This window comes from Pseudonocardia xishanensis (genome assembly GCF_039541715.1).
GTDB lineage: Bacteria > Actinomycetota > Actinomycetes > Mycobacteriales > Pseudonocardiaceae > Pseudonocardia > Pseudonocardia xishanensis.
In genome coordinates this window covers 103,104-121,925 of record NZ_BAABGT010000083.1, presented here as the reverse complement: position 1 = coordinate 121,925, position 18,822 = coordinate 103,104, and the positions used below count along the sequence as shown (strand labels likewise).

Annotated in this window: 11 protein-coding genes and 5 pseudogenes; 2 read left to right on the top strand and 14 right to left on the bottom strand. The window is 69.6% G+C overall.

The features are described 5' to 3' along the window. Positions 1-510: 510 nt before the first annotated feature. Positions 511-922: pseudogene (locus tag ABD993_RS26740) on the bottom strand (IS3 family transposase); the annotation flags it as partial. 292 nt (positions 923-1,214) lie between these two features. Here ABD993_RS26740 and ABD993_RS36920 point away from each other — a divergent pair. Further along, positions 1,215-1,586 (top strand): annotated as a pseudogene (locus ABD993_RS36920) (IS110 family transposase); the annotation flags it as partial. Positions 1,587-1,856: 270 nt separating this feature from the next. Here ABD993_RS36920 and ABD993_RS26730 read toward each other — a convergent pair. The 11 genes and pseudogenes from ABD993_RS26730 to ABD993_RS26685 form a co-directional block, all read right to left on the bottom strand. Beyond that, positions 1,857-2,514 (bottom strand): annotated as a pseudogene (locus ABD993_RS26730) (IS5 family transposase); the annotation flags it as partial. 23 nt (positions 2,515-2,537) lie between these two features. After that, positions 2,538-2,759, bottom strand: a pseudogene (locus ABD993_RS36915) (transposase); the annotation flags it as partial. A gap of 70 nt (positions 2,760-2,829) precedes the next feature. Continuing rightward, a pseudogene (locus tag ABD993_RS26725) lies at positions 2,830-3,060 on the bottom strand (helix-turn-helix domain-containing protein); the annotation flags it as partial. Between the two features lie 169 nt (positions 3,061-3,229). Then, the gene (locus tag ABD993_RS26720) at positions 3,230-4,342 is read right to left on the bottom strand and encodes an acyl-CoA dehydrogenase family protein (RefSeq protein WP_345424244.1); all 1,113 of its coding nucleotides are present in this window, start codon (positions 4,340-4,342) and stop codon (positions 3,230-3,232) included. 2 nt (positions 4,343-4,344) lie between these two features. Continuing rightward, positions 4,345-5,532, bottom strand: coding sequence for an acyl-CoA dehydrogenase family protein (locus ABD993_RS26715; protein ID WP_345424241.1), 1,188 nt, complete (start codon positions 5,530-5,532; stop codon positions 4,345-4,347). 42 nt (positions 5,533-5,574) lie between these two features. Then, positions 5,575-7,080 (bottom strand): class I adenylate-forming enzyme family protein, encoded by a 1,506-nt coding sequence (locus ABD993_RS26710; protein ID WP_345424238.1) that lies wholly within the window; start codon positions 7,078-7,080, stop codon positions 5,575-5,577. Between the two features lie 45 nt (positions 7,081-7,125). Continuing rightward, on the bottom strand, positions 7,126-7,926 hold the full coding sequence (locus ABD993_RS26705) for an enoyl-CoA hydratase-related protein (RefSeq protein ID WP_345424235.1): 801 nt from the start codon (positions 7,924-7,926) through the stop codon (positions 7,126-7,128). A 46-nt stretch (positions 7,927-7,972) separates the two neighbouring features. Then, on the bottom strand, positions 7,973-9,058 hold the full coding sequence (locus ABD993_RS26700; RefSeq protein ID WP_345424233.1) for an ABC transporter substrate-binding protein: 1,086 nt from the start codon (positions 9,056-9,058) through the stop codon (positions 7,973-7,975). A 321-nt stretch (positions 9,059-9,379) separates the two neighbouring features. Beyond that, positions 9,380-10,225, bottom strand: a complete 846-nt coding sequence (locus ABD993_RS26695; protein WP_345424230.1) for an oxidoreductase — start codon at positions 10,223-10,225, stop codon at positions 9,380-9,382. 27 nt (positions 10,226-10,252) lie between these two features. Beyond that, positions 10,253-11,332 (bottom strand): acyl-CoA dehydrogenase family protein, encoded by a 1,080-nt coding sequence (locus tag ABD993_RS26690; protein ID WP_345424228.1) that lies wholly within the window; start codon positions 11,330-11,332, stop codon positions 10,253-10,255. Next, positions 11,332-12,549, bottom strand: a complete 1,218-nt coding sequence (locus ABD993_RS26685) for an acyl-CoA dehydrogenase family protein (protein ID WP_345424226.1) — start codon at positions 12,547-12,549, stop codon at positions 11,332-11,334. Before ABD993_RS26685 ends, ABD993_RS26690 begins: the two co-directional genes overlap by 1 nt. A gap of 374 nt (positions 12,550-12,923) precedes the next feature. Between ABD993_RS26685 and ABD993_RS26680 the strand changes: the two genes are divergently transcribed. Further along, positions 12,924-14,741 carry a sigma-54-dependent Fis family transcriptional regulator gene (locus ABD993_RS26680; RefSeq protein ID WP_345424223.1) on the top strand — a complete coding sequence of 606 codons (1,818 nt, stop codon included), beginning with the start codon at positions 12,924-12,926 and terminating at the stop codon, positions 14,739-14,741. Positions 14,742-14,810: 69 nt separating this feature from the next. Here the strand turns inward: ABD993_RS26680 and ABD993_RS26675 are convergent, their stop codons facing one another. Together ABD993_RS26675 and ABD993_RS26670 are read right to left on the bottom strand one after the other, a co-directional pair. After that, positions 14,811-15,617: a mycofactocin-coupled SDR family oxidoreductase gene (locus tag ABD993_RS26675; RefSeq protein ID WP_345424220.1), complete on the bottom strand. Its 807-nt coding sequence runs from the start codon at positions 15,615-15,617 to the stop codon at positions 14,811-14,813. A gap of 498 nt (positions 15,618-16,115) precedes the next feature. Beyond that, positions 16,116-18,806, bottom strand: a complete 2,691-nt coding sequence (locus ABD993_RS26670; protein ID WP_345424217.1) for an ABC transporter permease subunit — start codon at positions 18,804-18,806, stop codon at positions 16,116-16,118. Positions 18,807-18,822 lie beyond the last annotated feature (16 nt).

Here is an 18,822-nt window from a genome sequence, read left to right as displayed (position 1 = left end):
CATCGCCCAACAGGGTGCGGTGGCCTGAACGTCAGCCTCACGCAGACCCAGGACGGTTCACCATCGGGATGGTTCCCACGTTCACTGCTGATCCGATCGACGGGGTCGGCGCCCAGAAATGCCCCTGCAACATCGCCAACATCGCCACGGCTACGCCGCAGACTTCACCGTGGCCTCCCGACCAGCGACATCACCCAGCCCAGGAGTTCCCCGGGCGACAGGCGGTCCTGCTCGCCGTCGCACGGGTGCGCGTTGCAAACCAGCCCAGATCCGCCAGGTTCGAGCTGGAGGGTCCCTTGAGGGGCGTTCAGCCGCTGGTTCCTCACCTGCGCCTTTCCGTCTCGCTTGCCGAGCCCGCCCCGTCTGGCAGTACCGGGACGCCTCGTCGTTGTCGGGGCTGCTTCCACCCTCACCGGCGACTCCCGGATCAGGCTGCCCCCAGCTTCACCGCGCCGCTACGACGACACGGCAGTGAAGGTCTCCCACCTTTACTCGGTTCAGCGGCGCCTCGTGGCGCTCGATGTCGGTGAACCACAACAGGTCCGGGGCCTGCGCGGTGAACTCGCGGCCCACGAGATCGTCGTGCACCGGAGGCCCTGGCCGGCGCTGCGAGCCGCGTCTGCGGGCGTGGACCGACCACAGCTGCTGGAGCGTGCAGAGCCGGTTCACCCGGTTGCGCGATGCCCTCCAGCCCTGGTCGGTGAGCTCGTCGGCGATGAAGCGGTACCCGAACTCGGGATCGTCGTGGTGCACATCGACGGCGGCGTTGATCAGATGCGCGTCGTCGTAGTCCCGGTCGCAGACGGGCTTGGCCCGCCACTTGTAGAAGGCCTGCTTGCTAAAAGCCCAGCACCCGGCAGGTCACCGCGACGGGGATCTTGTCGGCGGCGAGATCGAGGACCAGCGGGTAAATCTGTGAGGGTCGAGCGCGGCAACCCCGGGAGGGTTCTGCCAGGGTCGGTGCCGGCAGCGGCGAGTGGCTCGCGGTATATCCGGCCGTCTTCGGACGTGCCTTATAATGACGTGCCCTCCACGCTGCCGGCACCGGACCCGAGCATCGCGTGGCTTGATCAGGAGCCTGGCCGCACACGCGTGCCCCATCACAGATTCGCCCCGTCGGTGCTTCCCACCGGGTCCGGCCCACTCGACGAGGGAGCAGGCACTGACCGCCACCGACATCATCAGCTCTGACCACACCGTCGACGCCGTCGTCGGTGTGGACACCCACCGCGCCCCACACCGCCGCGTTGACCGATCCGGTCGGGCGCCACCTCGACACCCTGGTCGTCACCGCCGACGCCGCCGGCTACCGGCAGCTGATGGCCTGGGCCGATCAGCACGCGCCCGGGCCTCGACTGCTCTGGGCGATCGAGGGCGCCCGCAGCCACGGCGCGGGCCTGGGGCGGGCCCTGCGCGCCGCCGAGGCCGCGATCGTCGAAGTCGACAGGCCGACCCGCCGGGCACGACGCCACGGCAAAAGCGACGCCATGGACGCGCTGCACGCCGCTCGCTCCGCCCTGGCCCCCGAGCGGGTCCACGATCCTCGGGCCGACGGAGCCCGCGAGGCGGCACGGCTGCTGCTGGTCGAACGTGACCGTGCCGTCGGCCACCGCACCGCGGTGCTCAACCAGCTGCGCGACTTGGTCCTCACCGCCGAGGACACGCTGCGAGCTCGACTGCGAGGCCGCTCGATCGCGAAGCTCCTCGACGCCTGCCAAAGCCTGCGCCAGCGCACCAGCGACGACCGAGACCCGCATCCGGATCCAGTCTCTACAGCGTCTGGCTCGTCGGGCCCGAGCGCTCACCACCGATGTCCGCGTGATCGAGGACGACCTCCGGCTGCTAGAGCGTGTCTCTTAACCGAGGCGGGCGTGGATGACGACCGCGGCAAGGAGGACACCGCCGAAGTAAGTGCGGGCGTACTTGTCATACCGGGTGGCGATCCCGCGCCACTGCTTGAACCGGCCAAAGCTGCGCTCGACAGTGTTGCGCTGCCGGTAGGGCTCGGCGTCGGACTTCGGCGGCCGACCACCGGATGAGCCCTTCGCCTTGCGGTGTTCGACCTGGTCACGACGCTCGGGGATGGTGTGGCGGATCCGGCGCTGCCGCAGCCGCCGCCGGGTCGAGGGGTGGCTGTAGGCCTTGTCGGCGAGCAGATGCGCGGGCCGGTGGCCGGCCGTGGCGAGGTGCTCGAGCAGCGGCACCAGTCGCGGGTTGTCACCGGCCTGCCCCGGGGAGAGCAGCAGTGCGACCGGATGCACCTCGCCGTCGACCAGGGCGTGGATCTTCGTGGTCAGTCCGCCTCGGGAACGACCCACACCATGATCGTCGGGTTCGGGGATCGTGTCATTCGACCGTGCCCCCTGTGTGGTTCGCCGGCGCGCCCGCGGCGTGCTGGTGGGCGCGCACGAGGGTCGAGTCGACCGAGAGCAGCCAGTCCAGCCGCCCGGCCTGGTCCTGGTGTGCGAGCACCCGGTCGAAGATCCGCTGGTAGGTGCCGTCGGTCGACCAGCGGCGATCTGCTTCGCCCGCTTGCGCAGCTCGCGGTTCTCCGCCTCAAGCTCGGCCTGGCCGGCCGTCGCCGGCTCCTGCGGGGCGTCGGGGGTGACGCCGTCTTCCTGGTCGGCGATCTTGAGCCATCGTTGCAGGCAGGACTTCGAGATCCCGAAGCTGCGAGCCACCTCGGCCACGGACCGGTCGCCCTCGCGGACGACAGCGATCACGTCGCGGCGGAACTCCTTCGGGAACGGCTTGGGCACGATGACGATCCTTCCAGCGAGGAACACGTCCTCACAGGTCTGGAGTCAACCGAACCCTGGGCAGTCCCGTCTTCCGCTTGACCGGCTCGGGAGTCTTGTTCGAGCTGTGGCGGGGGCGGCTGGAACGGTCGACCATCCCGGCGGGGCCCTCAGTGCGGTACCGGTCGGCCCATCGCTTGGCGGTGCGCCAGGACAACTGGACCCGGGCCGCCGCCTGGGACACCGGCCAGCCATGTTCGACGATCAGACGCGCCAGGCGCAATCGGGCACGTGGGGTCAGCGCCGCGTTAGCGTGGAGCACGAGAACCTCCCGGAGTCGGGGCGGATGCCGTCAGACAGCTCCACACCGCTCCGAGAGGTCCTCACCCAGCAAGATCAATCAGAGCGTGTCGTCACACGCTTTCCAGCTCGACCAACGTCCCCGGACAGCACACCTGGGGCTCGCGGTCAGGAGAATGCAGTCGCTACCGTCACAGCCCCAATCTGATCGCTATCCGCTCCAGCTGGCGGCCCGGACCGCCCAGCTCGAGCTGGGCTGTCTTGAGGATCCGCGTGTAGTGCTGAAGCGGATATTCCATGGAGTAGCCGATGGCGCCGTGCACCTGGTGCGCGTTAACGATGGTGAGGCCGAAGACGTCGTCGGCGAAGGCTTTCGTCGACGCCACCAGCTCCACGACTTCCGACCGGCCGTGGTCGATCGCCCAGGCCGTCTCCCAGATCATCAGCCGCAGCGCGTCGATACCCATCCGCATGTCCGCACAGCGGTGGCTGACGGCCTGGTAGGTGGCAATCGCCCGGCCGAACTGCTCGCGCTGCTTTGCATACTCGACCGAAAGACCGAGCGCGGCCTCGGCGGCGCCGACAGCCCAGGCGGTCTGCAGCACCGTGGCGATGTCCCGCGTGCTGACGACGAGCTCGGCGCCATCAGGTCCGGAAGCGAGGACGTCGTCGCCACTGATTCGGACACCGGCCAGCGACACCGACGCGCGCGGCTCCGGACCGATCGCCTCCTGGGCAGTGACCACGACCCCGGACCGGTCGGTCGGCAGCAACACCAGGGCCGGTCCGGCCTCGTCGAGCTCGCAGCGCAGCGCGACCAGCCCCGCCGACACAGCCCACGGAACCAGACCGATCCGGCCGTCGACCAACCATCCGTCACCGTCTCGCCGGGCGCACAGGGCAGCCGAGGATTCCCATTCGTCGCGAGCGCCGTCGTCGAGGAGGCCGAGTGTGGCGATCAGTGTGCCGTCTGCCGCCTCGCGCAGGCGCGGATCCGATCCGTTCACCCTTGCCGCGATCATCGGGAGGACCACGGTCGCGGTGGACGCGAGCGGGGTGATGGCGCCGACGCGACCCAGTTCCTCGAGCACCAAGCAGAGTTCGAGGACCCCGCCACCGGCGCCGTGCTCGTCCTCGGGAATCCCCAGCGAGGTCCATCCGAGCTCGGCCATGGCCCGCATCGTCTCGATGGCCGGGCGAGCCGGGGCTGCTCCCGGCTCGTGCTGGAAGGCCAGGTTACGTTCGGCGTAGCGTCGCGCAGTGTTCTGCAGCTCGGCCTGCTCTGCAGTGAGCATCAGGTCCATGGTCAGCTCGCTTTCGGCATGCCCAGGCCGCGCTGGGCGATGATCGAACGTTGGATGTCGACGGTGCCGACCACGATCGACCAGGGGATGGTCTCCAGCCATTCCCGCGCGATGAGCCCGCTGACCGGCGCGGTGTGCTCCGAGGTGCCGAGCTGGGCGCGCGGGCCGATGATCTCCATGCCTGCGACTGCGGCGTTCTGCGCAGCCCGGGTCCCGTAGACCCACGCGATCGACGCCTCCGCCTGCGGGTCCTGCCCGTTCTCGACCATGGAGACGATCCGGTAGCTGGTCAGCCTGGCGGCCCGGTAGTCGCAGTACAGGCGAGCGATCGCTGTGCGCACGTGCGGGTCCTGGGCCAGCGGGCGGCCGTCGACCTCGGTCTTACGCACGTACTCGACCAGCCTCTGGATGGTGGCCAGCGCGCGGGCGTGGTTGGCGATACCGGTGCGCTCGAAGGACAGCCCGAACACGATCATCGGCCAGCCCTGGTCCTGCTCGCCGACCAGATTCTCCCGCGGCACCACCACGTCGTCGAAGAAGATCTCGTTGATCTCCCCGTAGCCGGCCATCGACTCGATCGGCCGCACCGTCACCCCGGTCGTGGTCATGTCGACCAGCAGCACCGAGATACCACGGTGCTTGGGCGCGTCAGGGTTGGTCCGCACCAGCAGCAGGCACCAGTCCGCGGGGGCCGCGGCGTAGCTGTTCCAGATCTTCTGCCCGTTGACCACGAAATGATCGCCCCGGTCCTCGGCCCGGGTACTCAACGACGCCAGGTCCGAACCGGCACCGGGCTCGGAGAACCCCTGGGTCCACAACACCTCACCGCGGGCCATCGCCGGCAGATGCCGGGCCTTCTGCTCTTCGCTCCCGAACCGCATGATCATCGGGCCGATGTAGTTCAGGTTCATGTACTGCGGGCCACGCGGCTCACCCCGGCCCCACATCACCTCACGCAACACCATCTGCGACCACAGATCCGAGTCCAGACCGCCGTACTCCGACGGCCACGACATGGTCAGCCAGCCCCGCTCGGCCATCTCCTTGCAGAACTCCACCGTGGCCGGGATGAACCCGTCCTGATGCTCACCGAAGATCCCGCTACCCCACCACGGAGGCAACCGCTCATCGACGAACCCCTCCAACTCCGCACGAAGCTCCACCTGCTCCGGGGTGAACTCGAAATCCATACCAACCTCACTCATCGCGGAAGGCGCGGGGACGCACCTTGATCATCCGACCGCTCGCGTCTGCCCGGCCCAGAAGGGTGCGCGGATCTCCTTGCGCATCAGCTTCCCGACGGCGTTGCGCGGCAGCTCCTCGACGAGCTCGACCCGCCGCGGGCGCTGGAATCCGGGCAGGTGTGCCCGGCCCCACTCGACCAGTGCCTCGGCCGTGACGTCGCTGTCCGGCTCGGGTACGACGAGCGCGAGGATCGCCTCGCCCCACCGGTCGTCGGGGACGCCGATCACCGCGATGTCGCGGACGGCCTCGTGGCCTCGGAAGGCCGCTTCCACGTGCCCGGGGAACACGTTCTCCCCGCCGGTGATGATGATGTCCTTGATCCGGTCGGTGATGAAGAGGAATCTGTCCGCGTCGACATAGCCGACATCGCCGGTCCGGATCCAGCCGCCGGGCCCGAGGAGCCGCTCCGTCTCCTCCGGGCGGTTCCAGTACCCGGAGGTGAACTGCGCCGACCGCGCCCACACCTCGCCCTCGGACCCGGTAGGCACCGGCTCGAAGGTGGCGACGTCCCGGATGTCGATCTCGACCCAGTCGTAGGGTCGTCCGGCGGACGCGGCCCGGTCGCCGTAGTGGTCCCCGGCGGCGAGCTGGGTGGCCGGCCCCGTGCACTCGGTCATCCCGTACTGCTGCACGAGCCGGGGGCCCAGCAGCGCATGGGCCCGAGCGAGACTCCGACCGGTGATCGGCTGGCCCCCGTAGACGACGCAGCGCAGGCTGGACAGGTCGATCGAGTGGTCCGCCGTCCGCTCGGCCATCATCGTGATCATCGTCGGGGCAAGCGAGACGTTGGTGACCCGCAGCCGCTCGATCGTGGTCATCAGCTCCACGGGATCGAACGCCTCCGTGACGACGAGCAGGCCACCGCTGAGCACCACCAACAGCGCCCAGGTGCTCCCTCCGACGTGGTAGCAGGGCATCGGGGCCAGCAGCACGGACGTGGAGTCGATCTCTAACGAGGGCCGCACCCGGAGGTACTCGCGGTAGTTGCGGTTGCTGATCAGCACCCCCTTCGGCAGGGACGTGGTGCCCGAGGTGTAGGGCTGGATCACGACGTCGTCGATGCCGAGGGCCTGCTCGACGCGCCGCGCCGGCTGCTCGTCCCGCCACTCGGCGAACTCCTTCTGGCGCGCGACCGTCACGCGGTCGGCGGGCACGCCGTCCCGGAAGTCCTCGTCGACCAGGACGAAGCCGGCGTCGGCGTCCGCGATGAGGGCATGGAGCTCGTCTCGGGTGAGTCGCCAGTTCAGCGGTGCCAACACGGCGCCGATCTTCGCCGCCCCGAGCAGCAGCTCGAAGAACTCGACGCTGTTGCGGCCGAGGTAGGCCACTCGCCGGCCGTGAGCGACCCCGTGCGCCAGCAGGCCGTTGGCGACCCGCTCGGACCGCTCGTCGAGCTCGCGGAAGGTCAGCGTCCGGGTGCCGTCGGTCAGCGCCGGCGCGTCGGGCCCGGCGACCGCGCACTCCCTGAAGGCCTGGGCGATGGTGAATGGCATGTCGTCACTGCTCCCTGCAACGCATCGAGGTGTCCGCGGGAAGAATCATCCCGTGTATCCCTTCGGTGCCCGGTCGAACCGCGGAGTGCGCCGCTCGCCGAAGGCGCGCACGCCCTCGGCGAAGTCGTCGCCTGCCACGAGCTCGGCCGTCAGCTCCTCGCTCCGGGCGATCGCGGGGCCGCTCGCGCGGTCCAGATCGGACCAGAGCTGCCGCTTGATCGCCGCCAGCGCGGCGGGCGAGCAGTTGCGGGCGATGTCGGTGGCGTAGTCGAGGGCGTGCCGGGTGACGTCGGCCCCGCTGTCCCCGACCACCGTGGCGAGCCCGAGGGCGCCCGCCTCGGCACCGTCGAATGTCCGTCCGGAGAGCAGGAGGTCGGCCGCCCGGCCGACACCCACTGAGCGAGTGAGCAGCCAGGACAGGCCCTGCTCCGCGGGCAGCCCCCGGCGCGCATAGGCCGTCGAGAACCTCGCCCGGGAGCAGGTGAAGCGGACATCGCACCACATCGCCTGCACCAGTCCGATCCCGGCACACGCTCCATTGATCGCGGCGATCACCGGCACCCGAAGGGCGGCCGCCTCGGCGTGCCTGCGGTGGCGCACCTCGTCCTCGCCGAGCGACCGGTCAGCAGAGATCGCCTCCAGCTCGGCGAAGTCACCACCGACGCAGTAGGAGCTACCCGCGCCGGTGACCACCACGACCCTGATCGTCGGGTCGGCGTCGCAGCGGGAGAGGTGGGCGAAGTATGCCTCGCCCATCGCGTCCGTCCAGGCGTTGTGGCGGTCCGGGTGGTTGAGAGTGATCACCGCGACGTCGTCGGTGACGGACATGGTCGATGCCTCGGTCACCGGTCCTCCAGATGCTCGAGCGCGTCATCGTTGTGCATGACGCCGATCAAGGCTTGATGAACGAGAACACGGGAGTGGTGTCGACGGGCGGCCCAGCCACGACGACCTTGCCGTCGCGCACCTGGAGCAGGTAGGCGTTCGGGTTGAACACCCGGTTGTAGCCCTGCACGGGCAGCTCCTTGCTGAAGTCGATGGGCTCCAGCCCCAGCACCTGGACGGCCGTCGAGCCCTCGAGGGCCTGCTTGAACGACTCGGCGGTGATCGGCCCGGTCATCGCAGCGGCGACGGTCTGGAACACCTCGAACCCCAGGTACCCCTGGATGGAGACGCCGTTGACCGGCACGTTCTTCGCGGCGAGATCCGTGCGGAACTCGTCGAGCCCGGTGAACGTGGTGTCGGCCAGCGGCGGGTACGCGGAGCCGATGGTCAGCGCGACGCCGTCCTTGGCGTAAGCGCTGGTGACCTCCTCCGGGGAGATGCCGATGATCGAGAAGACCTTGATCGTGGAGCTGGTCTGGCTGATCACCTTGCCCATGTTGAGCATGTCGGTGGGAGCGAAGGCGACGCCGACACAGTCGATGCCCTGGCTCTCCAGCGACGCGATCGTGGGGGCGTAGTCGGGGGAGTTCAGAGGAACGGTCAGGTTGATGTCGATCGGGGCGCCGCCGGCACTCTGGTACCCCCACCCGTACGCCTTACCGACGAACTGCGAGGAGGTCGCGGGCGAGGCGATCGTGGCCGGCTTCACACAGCCCTCCGTCCTCATCGCGATCCCGGCCGACCCGGCGTCGGAAAGGGTTCCCCCGGTGAGGGGGAACGAGTCGTCGTTGGAGTACTCGTCAGGTCCGGTGGGAGCGGCCTTGAGATAGGCGATGTCGGCCCGCTGCAGCACCGGCAGGACCTGGTCCGAGAAGTTGATGCTCGCGCTGATCACAGCGACGACGTTCTGCGACACCGCGTCCCGCGCGCACTGAGCAGCCTGGTTCGGGTCGCGCTTGTCGTTGCAGATGATGAGGTCGATCTGCTTGCCGTTGATGCCGCCCGCCGCATTGATCGAGTCGACCGCGGCCTGTGCGGCGTCGCGCCCCTCCGGTTGCTGCAGGCCCGGGGAGACGAACTGGCCCATTGCCATGACTTTGATCGTCTCGCCGGCGGAAGCAGTCGAGTCACCCCCGCCACCCGAGCAGGCGGTGAGCAGCGACGCGAGGCCGACTGCGGCACAGGACACCACGACTTTGCCGAGTTGTCTCTTCATCGGAACAACCCCTTTCTGACGATTGCGGTGAAAGCCGCCTGGCATGCCCGACCCCGATCTCGGCGCCGGCCCCGACGAGCGCGAACACTAAGGACGACCGCCGACGCCGGAGGCCCGGTGTCCCACATCAGGACAACCACGCCGATGCCGTAGCTGGTCGACGCCGTCGCCCCGGATCACCGGCGCGGCGGCCCGCCGTCAGACGCCGTCGGTGGAACGGGTCAGCCACTCCCACTCCGCGAAGTCTCGGGTCTGGTGGGCGCGGGAGGTGCGCACGAGATCCATCGCATCGGAGCCCAGAAGCACGTGCATCGGCGCGCGGGTCCCCGGTTCGACGAGCCGGAGCACGGCGGCGGCCGCCAGCTCGGGGTCGCCGAGCTGGGCGCCGTCGTAGTCGGCCCGGGCGGAGTGGACCGCCGCCGCCATGTCGTCGTAGTCGTCGATCGGCTGTTGCCGTCCCACAAGGGCGGACCCCAGCATGTCAGTCCGGAAGCCGCCCGGAGCGACGGCGGTCACTCGAACCCCGAAGGGTCGGACCTCTCGCGCGACGGACTCGACGAGACCCTCGAGACCGAACTTGCTCGCCTGGTAGGCGGCGAGGCCCTGCATGGTGATCATGCCGCTCATCGATGTGATCTGGACGATGCTCCCCGCCCTACGGGCTCTCATTCCGGGCAGCACCCCACGGATGACCGACGCGGAGCCGAGGAGGTTCACCTCGAGATGAGCACGAAGCTCCGTCGGCGAGGTCTCCTCGAAAAGGCCGGCGCGACAGAAGCCCGCGCAGCCGACCAGGACGTCGATCCGTCCTGCGGCGGACTCGATCTCACCCACGACCCGGGCGACCGCGGCCTCCTCGGCGATGTCGAGGATCCAGCCGTGGGCGCGCCCGGGTGCGACGGCCTCGAAGTCCTCACGATCCGCCGCCTTGCGGAAGGTCGCGTGGACGGTGTCGCCGCGCCGGAGCGCGGCCATCGCGACCGCCCGGCCGATTCCTCGACCCGCCCCGGTGACGAGCACGACCCGCCCGGTCGCCTCGCTCACTGCGCGGCCTCCTCGCCGGTGGGTCCCTCAGACCGACAGCAGCGCGGCGAGTCGGCGCGCCTGCGCTTCCGGTCGACCCAGCAGGACCGCGTCGACGCGCGCGCGTCGGAAGTACAGGTGGGCATCATGCTCCCAGGTGTAACCGATGCCGCCGTAGAGTCGCAGCGACTCCGCGGTGACGTCGAGTGCCGAGTTCGTCGCCTTGTGCAGCGCCACGGCGGCCTCAAGGGCGGCATCGGGCTCGCTGTCGTCGATGGCCGCGGCCGCGGCCCGCACGGCGGTATCGGCGAGCTCGAAGGTGCAGTACATGTCGGCGAGCTGGTGTTTGACGCCCTGGTAGGAGCCGATCGTCCGGCCGAAGGCGACCCTGGTGTTGACGTACGCGCCCAACGCCTCGACGCAGTGCCGGATCACCCCCACCAGCTCGGCGGCGACGAGGGTGTCCAGGCGGCTCCGGATGTCGTCCATGACCGGTGGTGACACGGCCTCCACGTGAGCCGCCGCTCCGGTGATCTCGACCCGCGCGAAGGAGCGGGTCAGATCGAGGCCGGATAGGGGGTCCCGGCGGACGCCCGGCTCGTCCGCGTCCACCAGCCCCACCCCGGGACGACCATCGGCCAGAGCGCCGAGCACGACGAAGAAGTCCGCGTCGACGGCGTCGAGTACGCCGGACACCCGCGCATCGACGCGCGCCGGCCCCTTCTCCGACGCCGCGGTGAGCACGATGGTGTCGCGGTCCGCCCGGGTCGCGAGCAGCAGGGCGACCCGGCGCCTGCCGTCGACGGCATCTGCCACCCAGGCCCCGCCGGCTGTCTCCCCCACCGCGCGCAGCGCCGCCATCGCCAGGCTGGTGGACAGGAGCGGGCTCGTGTCGAGCACGGCACCGCCTTCCTGCATGACGAGGGCGGCCTCGCGCAGTCCGGCGTCGCTCCCGCCCCATTCACCGGCGGCCAGCAGCCCCGCCAACCCGAGCTCGCGGCACGACCGGAGCCATGACGCCGGGTCACAGCCAGGAGCCCGGTCGGCGCTGGGAGCTCCGTGCGACGCCAGGAAGGCCCGAGCAGCAGCTCGCAGCTGCTCCTGCTCCGACGTGAGCAGCAGGTCCATCAGTTACCGCCTCCGATCGCACGTCCTTCGGCGATGATCTCGCGGAAGGTCCTCCCCTGCTGGGTGCTGGGCTCCCGGGGCAGGCCGAGGATCCGCTCGCCGACGATGTTCTTCTGGATCTCCTCGGTGCCGCCCGCGATCGAGAGGGACGGCGAGCTCGTCACCGCGAGGATGAGGGCGCGGCTGTCCGCGTCGCCGCCGTCGAACACCGCCGTCGGACCGAGGATGCGCACGGCGGACCGGGCTGCCTCGATGTCCTGGCGCCCCAGGAGGAGCTTGGCCATGGACTCGCGTGCACCCAGGTCCATACCCGCCTCGGCCTCCTGGCTCATCCGCAGTTTCAGCAGGTCGACGAGGTGCTCGCCGACGAACAGCGCCACCAGGTCCGCTCGGACGTCCGCCCTGGGGTCACCGTGCTCCCGATGGAGCCGCAGGACGTTGGCGAAGGAGACGGATCGCGTCTCGGCTCCGTCGCGACCGACGCCCCGCGCGACGGCGACCCGCTCGTGCTGCAGCATCCGCGACGCCACGGCCCAGCCGTCGTCGGGACGGCCGAGGACCATGTCGTCGGGGACGAACGCGTCTTCGAGCAGCACCTCGTTGAAGTGCGTCCGTCCCGACATGTCCCGCAGCGGCGACACCGTCACGCCGGGCTGCCGCATGTCGAGCATGAGCATCGTGAGCCCGCGGTGCTTCGACCGATCAGGGTCGGTCCGGGCCAGCAGCGCGCCGTGGCTCGCGGTCTCGGCACCGGAGGTCCACACCTTGCGGCCGGCAACCCGGTACCCCCCGTCGACCGGCACGGCCCGGGCGCGGAGGCCGGCGAGGTCGGAACCCGCCTCGGGCTCGGAGAAGAGCTGGCACCACACGTGCTCGCCCGCCAGGATCCCGGGACAGAGCCGGGCACGCTGGCTCTCGGTGCCGATGTCGACGATCGTCGGGCCGACCGTCCCCAGCCCGACCCGGAAGGGCCGCAACGGCAGCTGGTACCGGGACAGCTCCGCGACGATCGCCCGCTCGTCGTCCTCGCTCGCCCCCGCTCCGCCGGCGGACGTCGGCCACGTGACGCCGAGGAGCCCGGCGCGGTGGAGCTCCCGCATCAACGCCCGCGCGGTGTCGAGATCCGCCTCGGCAGGCTCGCCGCCGGCGTAAGCGGCGGCGTGCCGCAGTAGCCAGTCATGGGCTCGCTCGCCGGGTGCCCGCCGACTGTTCGCCACAGCGGCGGCAACATCCAAGGCTGACATGTCCGTGCCTCACACTCGTCGGGGTCGGTCGACCACACCGGGAAACCCCAACGTCGCAGGCGGGTCTCGACGTCCTCGACGTCCTGTCTCGAATTGGGACAACCGGCCGCGGCGCCGCAGCGGCCGGGATCGCCCTCCACCTGCCCCGTCATGTGAACATCGTGCACACTCCGGGAGCGTCCCGCGCACGGTCACGTGTCCGCGATGATCGAGGCCCTCACCGTTGCGTGCGGCTATCCTGGCAGCGAGGCCGGGGGTCGGAGCCGGGCGCTGCACGGGCGACGATGGCAACCACGACCCACCGACACTAGTCTGTCAAGCGGCTTTCCAACGGCGGAGGTTCGGACATGCTGGGGCTCACGCAACGGGCGGAGGCGATCGCCGGCGCGCGGAAGTCCTTCTTGGAACACGATGAGATCCCTGATGCCACGATCGTCCGACCGGAGATCTATGCGTCCTGGGTCCGGTCCGCCACCTACGGGCTGCGTAGCGACACGGTCCGGCTGACCCGCATGGCGGGTACCTCCACCGACGGCGAGCTGGTCAAGGCCAGCGAGGCCGTCGTGGCGGGGCGCCTGGAGACGATCAGCGGGATGCACTGGGGTCTGACCCTGACGAACGAGGTCGGCTGCCTGCTGCGCCGCTGGGTCGGAGACAGCAAGTTCGAGCGGCGGCTCGACCGTCGATCGGTCATCCCCGGGTTCAGCACCGCGGAGAGCACGATCGGCACGAACGCCAGCGGCTGCGCCCTTCTCACCGGTGCCCCGATACTCGTCGCAGGCCCCGAGCACTTCGCCGACGACGCGGCCCACATGAGCAGCGCGGCTGCCCCGATCCGACACCCCTTGACCAGGCGGATCATCGGGACGCTCAGCCTGTCGCTCGACTTCCGCGACACGAATGCACTTCTGCTCCAGTGGGTGCGAGACCTCGTCACCCTGATCGAACAACAGCTGAGGGCCGCCCTCTCCCGGCCGGACCACATCCTGTTCGACGCCTACATGGCCGCCGTCAGGGACTCTCGCCATCCCGTGCTGGTGATCAACGAGAAGACGGTCATCGGGAACGCCGCGGCGTTCCGGTCGATCGGCACCGCGAGCCAGCCGCTTCTCTGGGAGATCGCCTCCCGTTCGGCCGCTGAGCATGGGGAGCAGGAGATCGTGCTGGCGCCCGAGGGCGCCGAGCACGCGGTCCTGGCCCGGTTCTCCCCCGTGCTCGACGGGGACGCGCCGATCGGCGCGCTGGTCCGGCTGCGGATGCAGCGGACCGGGACCTCCATGATCAGCACGGCCACGGGTCATGCGCGCCTCTCTCCGTCGCCCCCCACGCTCGAGGGCCTGGTCGGGGCGAGTCCGGCCTGGCGGAGGTTCTGCGCCGAGGCGCTGGCGGCGGTCAGTGCCGGGCAGCCGCTCCTCGTCGTGGGCGAGCGGGGGGCCGGCCGATCCGCGGTCGCCCACAGCCTGGCCCGTGCGTGCGCGGCCGGACGGCCAATCGAGGTCGTAGCCCCGGGTCCACAGGAGCTCGCCCGGCTCGAGGGCACTCCCGACGACGAGCTGCCTCCGGTGCTCGTCCTGGACGGGGCCCAAGCGCTTGAGGGCGACGACCTGAGCCGATGCTCGGCACTGCTGACCCGGCTCGACCGCCTATCCGTCCAGGTCATCCTCACCGCTCGCCTTCAAGAGCACACCGGCACCGACGAGGGCGTGCGGACCGCGGCGACGTTCGCGGATTGGGACGTGGTCCGGGTCGGGGTCCCGGCCCTGCGCCATCGGCTGCAGGACCTGCCGGCCCTGCTGGATGCGTTCGGCACCGAGCTGGGCGGCCGGGTCACACAGCTGGTGTGGTCCCCCGAGGCCCTGCAGCTCCTCCACCGGGCCCCGTGGCCGACAAACCTGACCGCGTTGCGGTCCCTGGTCAGGACCCTGCTCCAGAAGCGCAACGGCTCGTGGGTCTCGCTCGACGACCTCCCACCCGCGCTGCGGGCGAGCGCCGCCCGGCGGGACCTCGGGGGCATGGAACAGGCCGAGGTCGAGGCCATACTCAGAGCACTCCGGGACGCGGGCGGGAACCGCCGGCAGGCCGCCGTCCAGCTCGGGGTCGCCCGCTCGACCCTGTACCGCAAGATGCGGGCGCTCGGCCTGGACCTCAGCGCCGCCAACTACTGATGGGCCGGTCACGTGACCGGCCCATCGCAGCGTGACGAGCGAAGTGAGTACGTGGCGACGCCTGGTCAGTCAGTACTGGGTCGCTCCTGCGTCGACGGCGAGCGCCTGGCCAGTGACGTTCCGCGAGTCGTCCGAGGCCAGAAACAGGACCGCAGCGGAGATGTCCTCCGGCTCCTGTCCGTCGACCGGCAGGAAATCGCCCATCATCCCGGCGATGCGTGGGTTCAGCCGCGCTGCGTCCGCGATGATCTGCATCGTGGTGCCTTCCGCGGTCATCGGGGTAGGCACGCCGCCCGGGTGCACCGTGTTCACGCGGATGCCGTGCATGCCCAGCTCCGCGGCGAACGCCTTGCCCATCCCCGTCACGGCAAACTTGCTTGCTGTGTAGTTCACCATGAACGGCACCACCTTGAGTCCGGCCACCGAGCTGACCAGTACGATCGATCCGCCGCCGCGCTTGATCAGGTGCGGGGCGCTTGCCATGACGGTGTTCCACGCTCCGACGGTGTTGACGTCGAGCGTGTCGCGGAAGACCTCCTCGGTCACTGCATCCCACGCGGCGGGGATGCAAATTCCGGCATTGGCCACGACCACGTCCAGCCCACCCAACTCGTTGACGGCAGCTCGCACTCGTTCACGCAGAATGTCCAGGTTCCGCACGTCGGCCTCGATGGGAACGATCCGCCGGTCGAACGCCTCGACCTGCGCCACCGTGGAGGCGAGGTCCTCCGCGGTCGCATGCGGGTAGGGGAGGTTACGGATAGGTCCCGCGATATCGACCGCAATGACGTCAGCCCCCTCCTGCGCAAATGCTAGGGCGTGCGAGCGCCCCTGACCGCGTGCAGCCCCGGTGATCAGTGCGACCTTGTCCTGCATTCGTTCTGCCATCACATCCTGCCTCTCGTGCTTTCCAGCCTCGGGGACTCGGCGTCACCGACCGCCATCTCGTATGGGTCCATGGCGATAACCACAATCCCTCAGCTCATCTGGCATCTGGCGTCATGGTTGGAGTCTCCCGATATTGATCGGATGCTCCTCGGGATATTCGCCTGCGACGACATCAACGGCTCGCTTCTGTTGGTCGAAACCGAAATGTGCGTCCACATTTCCACCAGCGGGAACTTCGATCGGGAGTCCGGCATGGTGCGCGTATTAATCCCCTCGTTACCGAGACACCTCCCACTCCACCGCATCTGAATCCCTACTGGATCGATTCAAAGAGGTATGACGATATGCAGACGAGATATCGAATCCTTCCCTGCAGTCGCCCAGTCGGCAATATCGACCAGATCCAGGTTCTCGACGTCCACCGCCGGGCGCGAGTACTTCGACGCGCATTTGCGACTTTGATCATCCAGCTACCTCGTCGCTTCGCTAGTCACCGACGCCTACGGGCTGCTCGACGCCGAGGTAGGCGCGGACGACCTCCGGGTCGTTGCGGATCTCCTCCGGCCTGCCGGTGGCGATGACCTTGCCGCTCTCGAGGGCGACGACCTCGTCGCACACGCTCATGATCAGATCCATGTCGTGTTCCACGAGGAGGATGCCGACCCGGCCGGCGCGGACCTGGTCGCGCAGCAGGCGTCCAAGCTCTGCCTTCTCGACATCGCCCAGGCCCGCGGCAGGCTCGTCGAGGAGCAGGACCTGAGGATCGGGGGCGAAGGCGCGGGCGATCGCGACGAGCCTGCGCATCCCGAACGGCAGGTCCGCCGGCGTCTCGTCGAGATGCGGGGCGATCCCGAACTGCTCGATCGCGGCGATGGCCGGTTCGGAGAGCGTGCGGCGGGCCGGCCGGACGACATCCGCCACGAGCGGCACCCAGCGGTGCCGGTCGGCGGCGGCGCGAATGTTGTCCAGGACGGTCATGTCCTCGAACAGCTCCAGGGACTGGAAGGTCCGAGCGAGCCCGCGACGGGCGCGGACATGCGGGGAAGCGTCGTCGAGCGACTGTCCGCCGAGCCGCACCGAGCCCGCCGCAGCGGGTGCGAAGCCGCTGACCGCCTCGATGACCGTGGACTTGCCCGCCCCGTTCGGCCCGATGAGACCGAGGATCTGGCCGGGTCGCACCGTGAGGTCGACCCTCTCGACGGCGACGTTGCCCCCGAAGCGGACGGTGAGCCCCTCCACCACCAGCTCGGCCGGCTCGCGTCGGACGTGCCCCGGCATGACCATCGTCGACAGGTCCAGCGTCGGGGCAGCGGCGGGCCGTCCCCGCCGCAGGCGGTTGCGCAGGGCACGCCAGAGCTTGGCGTTGATCGACGCCAGCCCGTCCGGGTTGGTCAGGATCATCTGAAGCAGCAGGAGGCCGAGGATCAGGTTCAGCCACTTGTTGGAGTCACCGAAGAGCTGGTTGGGCACGGTGGCAAGCAGGCTGCCCGGCTCGATCTGCGCGCCGAGCAGCGGTCCCGCCACCCAGCCGACACCGCCGACGACGGACTCAGCGACAGCGTTGGTGGACACCGCCGGCGAGAAGTGCTCGAAGAGCAGGCGTGAGTTCCGGAAGCTGAGGAGGACGCCGCCAGCCGCAGCGATCGCCGAGCCCACGACGAACGCGTACAGCTTGGACGCGGCCACGTTGATGCCGATCGCCGACGCCGCCCGTTCGTTGGTCCGGACCGCGAGAAGGCGCCGTCCCGAGCTCCCTCGGCGGATGTTGGTCACCGCCAGCGCCAGCAGGGTGAACACCAGGAGGCACACGGTGAAGTAGCGCTGGGGACTCAGCAGGGCGTCGACCTCGAGGCCGAAGACCGTGGGCGGATCGACCTCCAGCCCCCCGAAACCGCCGTTGAGCTGCTCGTTGCTGAACACGAGCGCCTCGACCGTCACCGCCAGACCGATCGTGACCACCGCGAGGCTGACCCCCCGGACCCGCACTGCGGGGAGGCCGACCAAGAGCCCGATCGGCAGCGCGACCAGCATGGCGACGACGAGGCTCACCAGGAAGGGGGCCTGCAGGTGAGCAGAGACGTTCCCCGCCACCAGAGCGCCCAGGCCGGCGAGCGTGTACTGCATGAGGGACAGCTGGCCCGCGTACCCCGTGATGACGACGAGGGACAGCAGGACCGTGGCCGCGGCCACCGACACGATGGCGGCGTACACCCACACGTCGGGCAGGAGGAACCAGACCGCGACGAGCGCGACGCCGATCCACGCGAGGACCGTCGGGACGCTGACCTTCCCGCTGCCCGCGCTCGGGAAGCGCTGCCCGGCGAGTGCCTTGAAGGAGATACGATCACCCCGCAGCAGCAGGGCGAGCATGATGAAGATGAACGGGACCGCCGTGGTCAGGCCCGGGACCGGAACATACTGGCCGACCTCGGACTGGACGACGCCGAGCACGATGCCGCCGATCAGGGTGAGGGGGAACGACCTGAACCCGCCCAGCAGCGCCACGGCGAGAGCCGGAACCACCAGCAAGGTGAGTCCGTCGGCGGTGAGGCCCGTGATCGGCACCAGCAACAGTCCCGCCAGGCACGCGAGACCGCTGCCGATGGCCCAGTTCGCGATCGCCACACGCTCGACCGAGATGCCGTAGACCGACGCCGTCTGCACGTTCTCCGCCACCGCCGAGCTCCGCAGCCCGAAGGCGGTGTAACGATAGATCAGCCACAGGACCAGCGTCAGCACACACGCGATCAGGAAGATCAGGACCCGGTCGGAGGGCATCCGGGCGCCGAACATGCTGAAGTCGAAGACCGGGAGGAAGCCCTCGACCGGAACGATGGGCACGTCGAACACGAAGGACACGACGGCCTGCAGGATGACCAGGACCGCGAGGGTGGAGATGGTCCGCATCAGCTGGGTCGCGTTGCGGAGCGGCCGGAGCACGGCGACCTGCATCATCACGCCGATGGCCGCGCTGGTGAGGATGCCTGCGATCCCCGCCAGCAGGGTGCCGAGCGTCGGGCGGACCGCGACGAACACGAGCACACCGATCAGTCCCACCGCGCCCTGGGCGAAGTTGACGACGCCGGTGCTGCGGTAGATGAGGACGATGCCGAGGGAGGAGAGGGCGGTGATGCCGCCGACCCCGAGCCCGAGGATCGCGAACTGGATGACTTCCATGTCGTGTCAGTACTCC